The organism is Acidithiobacillus albertensis, from assembly GCF_001931655.1.
GTDB classification, from domain to species: Bacteria; Pseudomonadota; Gammaproteobacteria; order Acidithiobacillales; family Acidithiobacillaceae; genus Acidithiobacillus; species Acidithiobacillus thiooxidans.
Map to the genome: position 1 here is coordinate 1 of NZ_MOAD01000069.1, position 2040 is coordinate 2040.

The window sequence follows — 2040 nt, forward strand, 5'->3', positions numbered from 1 at the left end:
TCAGTTGAATACCGCGACCATGACGCATAGTCAAAGGTTCTCCGACCATCTGGCTCAATTTCTGCAGTCTTTCCGTGACGGCCGGCTGGCTGCGATGGAGTATCCGCGCTGCTGCACTAATCCCGCCACTTTTGGCCACTGTCAGAAAGGTTAACAAAAGTTCTGTGTCCATATATCGCTATGTCCGATAGATTATATATATATTACCAATTTGACCTATGTATTCATGCCCCGCATGATCGGCGCGTTTACTTAATCAGCATAGAAGCGGTTTCCTATTCATGGCTTTTTCACAGAATGCTCCGGCAGTTTCCCCACTCAGCACCAGCATGGTATTGCTGCTGAACCTGATGATCGGGCTCGGACATTTTCTGGTGCTGTTCAACACTGGCGCCTATCTGCCCATGATACCCCATGTTGCCGGCAGTTTGGGCGTCAACCCGGATTTTGCGGATTGGACCCAGGCAGATTTTTTTCTGGCCATGGCTCTGGCTTTTCCGACTTCTCCCTGGTTTTTACAGCGTTGGGGAGAAATGCGGGTTTTGGCAGGGGCCTTTATGGCGTTCGCCCTGGCTTCGGCCATCTGCGCACAAACTGGCCATTATGATGCTTTTCTCAGTGCCCGTATTGTTCAGGGATTTTCGGGTGGATTAACCATCCCGGTCTCCTTGCAGATTATCCTGCGCCATTATCAGGCACATCGCCGTAATATTGGCCTGGGTCTGTGGGGGGTCGCTGCCATCACGCCGTTTACTCTGGGGCCGGTTATCGGTGGCTGGATCACCGACAGCATCGGTTGGCGCTGGCTGTTTTTCCTGAATATACCCATTGCCATCAGCGTGGCTATCATCATTGTGATTTTGTTATTTGGTCGGGAAATAGAACATCGCCATCCCCCTCTGGATTGGCCGGGCCTGCTAATGCTGCTGATTGCCCTGGCCACTTTGGAGTCAGCCCTTAATGCCGGGGAAATCATCAGTTGGTGGCGATCACTACCCATTATTTTTCTCGGCAGCATCAGCCTGATCACTCTGATTTTTTTTGGGATTTGGGAATGGTATAGCACGCATCCCTTACTTGAACTCACGCTCCTGAAACGACGTAACTTCATGATCGGGGGTATTGTGCTGTTTTTTACGGCCCTGTTTTTCCAAGGCAGCATCGCCATTTATATTGTGGGATTTCAGTTGGTCATGGGCTACAGCGCCTGGCTGGTCGGCCTGTTGATATTACCCATGGCGATTTTTTCGAAAATCAGTTTTTTCTTGACCCAGCGCCTGCTCAATCATCTGGATGCACGTATCCTGGCTATTTTCTCTTTATTGGGATTTGCGGCCGCCAGTTTTTGGGTTTCCTCCTACAATCATCCGGCCTCTTTCAGCGAATTACTGTGGCCACAAGCTTTTGTAGGAATATTTCTGGGAAGTTTATTTCCATCCATCATCGCCATTGCCTTGTCCGGATTATCCGGCCCTGCCGAAATGCGTGGTACCGCCTTTTTGAATGTATTGCGGCTCTGTGGACAGGCTATGGGCATCCCCCTTATTGCCACACTTTTCGACCGGAGAATGATTCTGCATGCGCATTTTCTTGCTGAAGGTCACAACAGCACTTGGGTTTATGCGCCCAACCCGACAGCAAGCAATATTCGCACTGCCCACTACATTACGCATCATGCAGCCATGCTCGCCTTCAACGAAATATTTTATATAGCCGCATGGGGATTCCTGCTCGGCGCGGGTCTCCTGCTGTTCAGCAAACGTGTGGTTTACGCAGAACCGGATATTCGGGTACGCCGCGCCATAGAAGAACTGGTGGATCTCTGATGAAAAAATCCATTGTTCTACTGCTACCATTGTTACTGCTTGCGGCCTGTGCGCGCCTGCCTGGGCATCTTCCCGGCGCGCATCTCGCCCATAGCCCTCAAATTCAACAGACCCTGGCACGGGCCGATCATCACTATGGAATCACGGCGGGTCCATGGCCTGCACAGCAGTGGTGGGATGCGGCGCAAATACCTGCTCTTGACCATCTGATTCA

The 2040-nt window shown here is 51.2% G+C and carries 2 protein-coding genes and 1 pseudogene; 2 read left to right on the top strand and 1 reads right to left on the bottom strand.

Features of this window, described 5'->3' with window-relative positions; translation table 11 throughout:
* The coding region (locus BLW97_RS17960; protein WP_143214986.1) for a helix-turn-helix domain-containing protein at nucleotides 1–172 on the bottom strand (172 nt) is incomplete at its 3' end.
* Nucleotides 173–281: 109 nt separating this feature from the next.
* On the opposite strand from BLW97_RS17960, the gene BLW97_RS17965 reads away from it, so the two are divergent.
* Both BLW97_RS17965 and BLW97_RS17970 read left to right on the top strand, forming a co-directional pair.
* Nucleotides 282–1826 carry a DHA2 family efflux MFS transporter permease subunit gene (locus BLW97_RS17965; RefSeq protein WP_075324158.1) on the top strand — a complete coding sequence of 515 codons (1545 nt, stop codon included), beginning with the start codon at nucleotides 282–284 and terminating at the stop codon, nucleotides 1824–1826.
* Nucleotides 1826–2040 (top strand): annotated as a pseudogene (locus BLW97_RS17970) (efflux transporter outer membrane subunit); the annotation flags it as partial. The gene BLW97_RS17965 and the pseudogene BLW97_RS17970, both read left to right, overlap by 1 nt.